This window comes from Gordonia polyisoprenivorans NBRC 16320 = JCM 10675, assembly GCF_000241325.1.
GTDB lineage: Bacteria > Actinomycetota > Actinomycetes > Mycobacteriales > Mycobacteriaceae > Gordonia > Gordonia polyisoprenivorans.
The window spans coordinates 125631-131806 of the sequence record NZ_BAEI01000057.1; the positions used below are offsets into that span (position 1 = coordinate 125631).

A 6176-nucleotide genomic window follows, 5' to 3' on the forward strand; every position below is an offset into this window, starting at 1 on the left:
GTAGGATCACCCCGATGCCAAAATAGAACGTGTTCTAGAATTGATCCGGAGCGAGGCGAGGAACCGACCATGACGCACCCTTCCCGACATGACGTACTGGGCTCGACGGTGACGATGCCGGTCGAGATCCGGCGGGCCCGCTGCTTCGTCGCGGGCTTCACCGCCGACGCGAGGGCGATGCAGGCCGCGATCGATGCCGCGGGCGACACTCGCGGTGCGTTGGCGCCGTTGCGGATTCGTCGCGGCCGGGGCATGTGCATGCTGGTCTTCGTCGACTACATCGACGGCGATCTCGGTCCCTACAACGAATTCGGGGTGTGCTTCCTCGTCGATCCGACCACGACCGACGACGCCCCCGGCCCCGGGGATTCCCGGTCTGGCGGTTCCTGGTCCGGGTTGCGGTCGCTGTTCGCCGGCGACGCCCGGGCCCTGATCCATCGGCTGCCGGTCGACGGTGAGTTCACCCTCGCCGCCGGACGCGGGATCTGGGGATTCCCGAAGATTCTCGCCGACTTCGACGTCGACCACGAGTCGGCGACCCGGCACGGCCGGGTGAGCGTCGACGGTCGGCTGATCGCCGACCTCACCGTCAAATCGGGGGTACCGATGCCGGCGTCCTCGGTGGAGACCACGCTGCATGCTTACTCGCAGCTCGACGGCACGCTGCGGATGACGCCGTGGCGACTGCGATCGATCAGCGGCACCCGGACCCGACTCGGCGGCGCCCGCCTGCACCTCGGCGACCACGAGATCGCCGACGAACTGCGCTCCCTCGGCCTGTCGCGGCACGCGCTCATGACGACGTCGGTCCGCAGCCTCGCCATGACCTTCGACGACGCCGAGGTCATCTGAGCGACTCCGGTGAGCGGGACGACCGCGCGAGCCGGGGATCCGGCGAAACGAATCCGTAGACTGGCGGGGTCGTCCCAGCCCCGGTCGCCGACAGCCGCGACCGTCCCCAGCCAGTCAGGCGGTGTCGCACGTGAGCAATCTCGAAGCCCAGCCGGCGGAAGTCGAATGCCGAACCGTCGCCCAGAACTCGGTCGCCCAGACCTCGTCGGACGAGAAACGGGGCCGATTGCGGGCCGAGGTACTCACCGCCCGTGACGTCCCCCTCGGCGGCCCACGTGCGATGACGGTCCACCGAACCGTGCCCCAGCGCAGCCGATCGTTGATCGGTGCCTGGTGTTTCGCCGACCACTACGGCCCCGACGACGTCTCGGTCACCGGCGGAATGGACGTGCCACCGCATCCGCACACCGGATTGCAAACGGCGAGTTGGTTGTTCACCGGCGAGATCGAACACCGCGACACGATGGGCAATCATGCGATGGTCCGGCCGGGCGAGCTCAACCTGATGACCGCGGGGCACGGCATCGCCCACACCGAGGTGTCCACCCCCGACACCACGGTGCTCCACGGCGTGCAGCTGTGGATCGCGCTGCCCGCCGACGCCGTGGACACGCCACGGGATTTCGCGCACTACGCGCCGCCGCTGGTCACCGTCGGTGAGGTCACCGCGCGTGTCTTCCTCGGTGAGCTGCTCGGCAGCACCTCCCCCGTGCACACCTTCACACCGCTCCTCGGCGCCGAACTCCATTTACCGGCAGGCGCGGAGATCACCCTCGACGTTCGCGAAGACTTCGAACACGGATTCCTCGTCGACTCCGGAAGCGTCGACATCGTCGACTCCACCGCCCCCACCATCGAACGCACCCAACTCGGGTACGTCGGACTCGGCGCGAGCACCATCACTCTGCGCAACCGCGCCGAGGGCGCAGCGCGCATCGTGGTCCTCGGCGGCGCACCGCTGAACGAGGACATCGTGATGTGGTGGAACTTCATCGGGCGCAGCCACGACGACATCGTCGCCTTCCGCGAGGAGTGGATGGCGCACAGTGAGCGCTTCGGTCAGGTGCAGGGGTACACCGGTGAGATCCAGCACCTGCCCGCCCCCACCCTCCCCGGTACGCGCCTGCGGGCGCGGGAGAACGCGCCGGGGCGGGCCCGGGAGGGGTGAACGCGGGAAGGGTGAGCGCTCAGGTGCCGAGCAGCCGCGCGAAGTTCGCGATACCTGCGGACTCGGCGGCGGTGTCGTTCTGGCTGTCATTGTCGGACAACGCATCCGCGAACGCCCGGGACTGCTGTTTGCCACTCTCGAGCAGGGCCGCGAGTTCCCGTGCGGCGCGGTCGATCCGATCACCGAGGGTGGTGGTGTCACCGGAGCCGCCCGCCCAATCCTCGGCGGAGGCATAGACCCCCGTGGGCACCACGATCATGCGCAGGTAGCCGAACAGCGGGCGCAGCGCGTGGTCGAGCACCATCGAATGCCGTGGGCTTCCACCGGTCGCGGCGATCAGGACCGGCGTGGCCGCCATCTCGTCGACGTCCACGAGATCGAAGAACGTCTTGAACAGACCCGAGTAGGACGCATTGAAGACCGGGGTGGCGACGATCAGGGCATCGGCACCCTGCACGGTGTCGATGGCCGCGCGAGCAGCGCCGGTGGCAAAGCCCGCGGCCATCGACCGGCCGAGGTCGACGGCGAGGTCGCGGAGATCGATTGTCGTTGTCTGCACCCGGTTTTCACCCAGCGCACCGGTCACCGCCGAGACGAGCCGGTCGACGAGCATCCTCGTCGACGACGGCTCGCCGAGCCCGGCATTGACCGCGACCAGTCGGATCATGCCTGCACCTCGTGTTCCTGTATCTCGTCTTCCTCATCGGCGTGCACCGCGGCATCACGCGCCGCCACCAGCGAGGCGTGTGTCGGCGCGTCCGGGACCTCTGCGGGACGCCCCTCGGCGAATCCCTGACGCAATTCCGGCAGGACCGCGCCGAGTTCGTCGAGTTGTTCGAGGACGGTTTTCAGCGGCAGACCCGCGTGGTCGATGAGGAACAGCTGGCGCTGGTAGTCGCCGAAGGTGTTGCGGAACGACAGTGTGCGGTCGACGAATTCGGCCGGGCTGCCCACCGTCAGCGGGGTCTCCCGACTGAAATCCTCCAACGATGGACCGTGCCCGTAGACCGGCGCGTTGTCGAAGTACGGCCGGAATTCGCGGACCGCGTCCTGGGAGTTCTTGCGAATGAAGAACTGTCCGCCCAGCCCGACGATCGCCTGGTTGGCGTTGCCGTGGCCGTAGTGCTCGTAGCGTTCACGATAGAAGTCGATCAGACGCTGGAAATGCTCTGCGGGCCAGAAGATGTGGTTCGCGAAGAAGCCGTCACCGTAGTACGCGGCCTGCTCGGCGATCTCGGGGCTGCGGATCGACCCGTGCCACACGAACGGCGCAACACCGTCGAGGGGGCGGGGCGTCGAGGTGAACGACGTCAGCGGGGTGCGGAACTTGCCCTCCCAGTCGAGCACCTCCTCGGTCCAGAGCCGGTGCAGCAGATGATAATTCTCGATCGCGAGCGGAATACCCTGCCGGATGTCCTTGCCGAACCACGGATAGACCGGGCCGGTGTTGCCACGGCCGAGCATCAGATCCACCCGCCCGTCGGCGAGGTGTTGGAGCATCGCGAAATCCTCGGCGATCTTCACCGGATCGTTGGTGGTGATCAAGGTGGTGGCCGTCGACAGATTCAGCGTCGAGGTCTGTGCCGCGATGTAGGCCAGCGTCGTCGTCGGCGACGACGAGAAGAACGGCGGGTTGTGGTGCTCACCGAGTGCGAAGACATCGAGTCCGATGTCCTCGGCCTTCTTGGCGATCTCGACGATGGCCTTGATGCGCTCGTGCTCGGTGGGAACAACTCCCGTGGTCGGGTCCACCGTGATGTCGCTGACGCTGAAGAGTCCGAATTGCATGTCGCGCCTCCTGGGGTTTCGGGACTGTCATCCAGCTTAACCGGACCATGGTCCGGTTAATTCCGGACACCGGATGACCCGTCTTCCGGGCACGCTGACCTGGGTGAGTTAGTGTGGGCTTACCCGATCCTCGATGGGAGTCAGAATCATGAAGCTTCGGAAGTCCGTTGCCGCGGCCGCCCTGGCCGGTGCCGCCGTCTTCACCGTTGCCGCCTGCTCGAGCAGCGACGACAACGCCTCCACCACGACCGCGAGCACCTCGGCGGCCACGAGCGCCGAATCCAGCGCCGCGGAATCCTCCGGCAGCGACGCACCCGCTCCCGCAGATCTCGACAACGCCGCGGCTCAGGCCATCCTGGACAAGGCGCTGAACCCCGACACCTCCAGCACCGATCTCGACGCCGTCGTCGACACCAGCAGCCCGCTGACCAAGCCCGCGATCCAGGCCTTCGCCAAGGGCTCCAAGCAGATGGGTTACACCTACAAGGTCACCAAGGTCAGCGGCGACGGCAACGATGCCGCTCTGGTGACCTTCGATGTCGGCGGCGCACACTCCGCCAGCGGCCTGCAGATGAAGTTCGTCAAGGTCGACGGAAGCTGGAAGCTCTCCGGGGACGCGGTGACCTTCCTGCAGTCGATGGCCGGCGGTCACTGACCTCCGACAACGTACTCCCGAGCGCCGCACCGGAAGCCTCCGGTGCGGCGCTCCTGCATCTGCGACCGGCGTAGCGGTGACCGGATTGCCCGACGTGAGGACCGGTAGCATGGCAGAACCCGGTGACTGCCGGGACATCGATGCCGAGGGAGGGCGCTGTGCGAACCGATCAGGTCACCCGTCCGATCGTGCCCGCGGTGACCGATCGTCATGTGCGCTGGCCTGAGGTCAACGATCTGGTCGACGAGTCTGTGGAACCCGGGACCCCGCATCCCGAAACACCGGACCACGAAACACCGGACTTCGAGAACCCGCTCTTCGAGGTCCCGAGCGCCCGGAGCGATGTCATGGACGGGCCGCTGCCGCCGATCGGCGACCTGTGGGGTCGGGCCGAACTCGATCCGATCCCCGAGCTCCGAACATCGGGCGTCGGACCTGTCGTCTATCCGCGTGGACGCACCGCTCCGGCGGCAACCGCAGCGGTGGTGTGCGGCGTCGCCTCGGTTCCGCTGACCCTGGCACTCGGCATCGGTGGGGTGCTGGGCATACTGGCGATCATCCTGGGAGTGACCGCGGTACGCACGATCCGGCGAACACCGGGCATGCGTGGCACCGGTCGCGCGGTGGCGTCGATCGTGATGGGGACGGGCAGTGCCCTGGTCGGGCTACCGATTCTCGCGCTCGTCCTGATGGTCGGCTCGCTGCTGTAGACCCTGCCGCGCGGCGCACGAGCCCGCGCCGTGTTCTCGGACCGGAGCGATCAGCCGGCGACGCGCAGGTGTCCGACCGTGGGCTCGAGATGCCGGCCCAGCCACGCGACCACCTGGTCGATGTTGCGGCCCTGCTCATCGGGATCGGAGATCTCGGCCAGCGCCGGAACCGAGTGGAGCACGGCCGCGTAGAAAGCCGCCTCGCGCGACATACCGTGTTGCGCCATGACCACCTCGAAGGAGTCGAGCGCCTGGTCGAGCTCGCCGTAGGTCACCATGTGCCCACCGAAGCGCACGGCCGGCAACGACGGCGTCATGTCTGCCCTGTCGCGGATGTCCTGCAGTAGTTCATTCATGTGACACTCCCCCACCCGGCTGACTTGATTCATGGTCATCACCCTTCGATCAACCTCCCCGTCGACCGAGGGCTCTTGCAATCAAGCATCGATTGCTGCGTAACGATATGGGTACCTTACCGCTTGAAATGTGGCGGATTACACACAGAAACTGGTAACGCCCACAACAACTACGGTATATCCGTCAACAGAAACGATAGAGCTTGTGACACATGGGGTCTATGAGGTTTCTGGGTCTGATGTTGAAAAGAAACGTCGCCGTGACCACTGGGGTCCCGGCGACGTTTCGTGACATCTCGTCCTGCGTTCGACGGCTCAGCCGTTCTCCCGGGCGGCCTTGTCTGCCTCCATCGCGTCGATGAGGCTCTTTGGGCGCAGATCGGTCCAGTTCTTCTCCACGTACTCCAGGCACGCGGCCCGTGAATCCTCCCCGAACACCTTGGTCCAGCCGGCCGGGATATCGGCGAACGTCGGCCACAGCGAGTGCTGGTTCTCATCGTTCACGAGCACGTAGAAGCGGCCGTTCTCGTCGTCGAATGGGTTCGTCATCTCTACTCGACTCCTTCAGTCAATCGTCGTTGTCCTCGAGGCGGTTAGGTGAACCTCAGTCGTCTTTCACCGTACCGTCCCCGACCTCGTCGGCGGCA

The 6176-nt window shown here is 66.4% G+C and carries 8 protein-coding genes; 4 read left to right on the plus strand and 4 right to left on the minus strand.

Annotated features, from left to right (window positions below; all coding sequences use genetic code 11):
* Positions 1 to 69 precede the first annotated feature (69 nt).
* A complete protein-coding gene (locus tag GOPIP_RS14450; RefSeq protein ID WP_006370444.1) occupies positions 70 to 852 on the plus strand; it encodes an acetoacetate decarboxylase family protein in 783 nt (260 codons plus the stop codon).
* Positions 853 to 982: 130 nt separating this feature from the next.
* Entirely contained in the window at positions 983 to 2020 is a 1038-nt protein-coding gene (locus tag GOPIP_RS14455; protein ID WP_006370445.1) for a pirin family protein, read from the plus strand.
* Positions 2021 to 2039: 19 nt separating this feature from the next.
* Here the strand turns inward: GOPIP_RS14455 and GOPIP_RS14460 are convergent, their stop codons facing one another.
* Together GOPIP_RS14460 and GOPIP_RS14465 are read right to left on the minus strand one after the other, a co-directional pair.
* On the minus strand, positions 2040 to 2687 hold the full coding sequence (locus GOPIP_RS14460) for a CE1759 family FMN reductase (protein WP_006370446.1): 648 nt from the start codon (positions 2685 to 2687) through the stop codon (positions 2040 to 2042).
* A complete protein-coding gene (locus tag GOPIP_RS14465) occupies positions 2684 to 3808 on the minus strand; it encodes an LLM class flavin-dependent oxidoreductase (protein ID WP_006370447.1) in 1125 nt (374 codons plus the stop codon). The genes GOPIP_RS14460 and GOPIP_RS14465 overlap by 4 nt, the downstream gene beginning before the upstream one ends.
* A 148-nt stretch (positions 3809 to 3956) precedes the next feature.
* On the opposite strand from GOPIP_RS14465, the gene GOPIP_RS14470 reads away from it, so the two are divergent.
* Together GOPIP_RS14470 and GOPIP_RS14475 are read left to right on the plus strand one after the other, a co-directional pair.
* A complete protein-coding gene (locus tag GOPIP_RS14470) occupies positions 3957 to 4463 on the plus strand; it encodes an MTB12 C-terminal domain-containing protein (RefSeq protein WP_006370448.1) in 507 nt (168 codons plus the stop codon).
* A gap of 158 nt (positions 4464 to 4621) precedes the next feature.
* Positions 4622 to 5173, plus strand: a complete 552-nt coding sequence (locus GOPIP_RS14475) for a DUF4190 domain-containing protein (protein WP_006370449.1) — start codon at positions 4622 to 4624, stop codon at positions 5171 to 5173.
* A gap of 50 nt (positions 5174 to 5223) precedes the next feature.
* Here the strand turns inward: GOPIP_RS14475 and GOPIP_RS14480 are convergent, their stop codons facing one another.
* Both GOPIP_RS14480 and GOPIP_RS14485 read right to left on the minus strand, forming a co-directional pair.
* Positions 5224 to 5529, minus strand: coding sequence for a hypothetical protein (locus GOPIP_RS14480; protein WP_238534739.1), 306 nt, complete (start codon positions 5527 to 5529; stop codon positions 5224 to 5226).
* A gap of 315 nt (positions 5530 to 5844) precedes the next feature.
* Positions 5845 to 6078, minus strand: coding sequence for an MbtH family protein (locus GOPIP_RS14485; protein ID WP_006370451.1), 234 nt, complete (start codon positions 6076 to 6078; stop codon positions 5845 to 5847).
* Between the last annotated feature and the right edge of the window lie 98 nt (positions 6079 to 6176).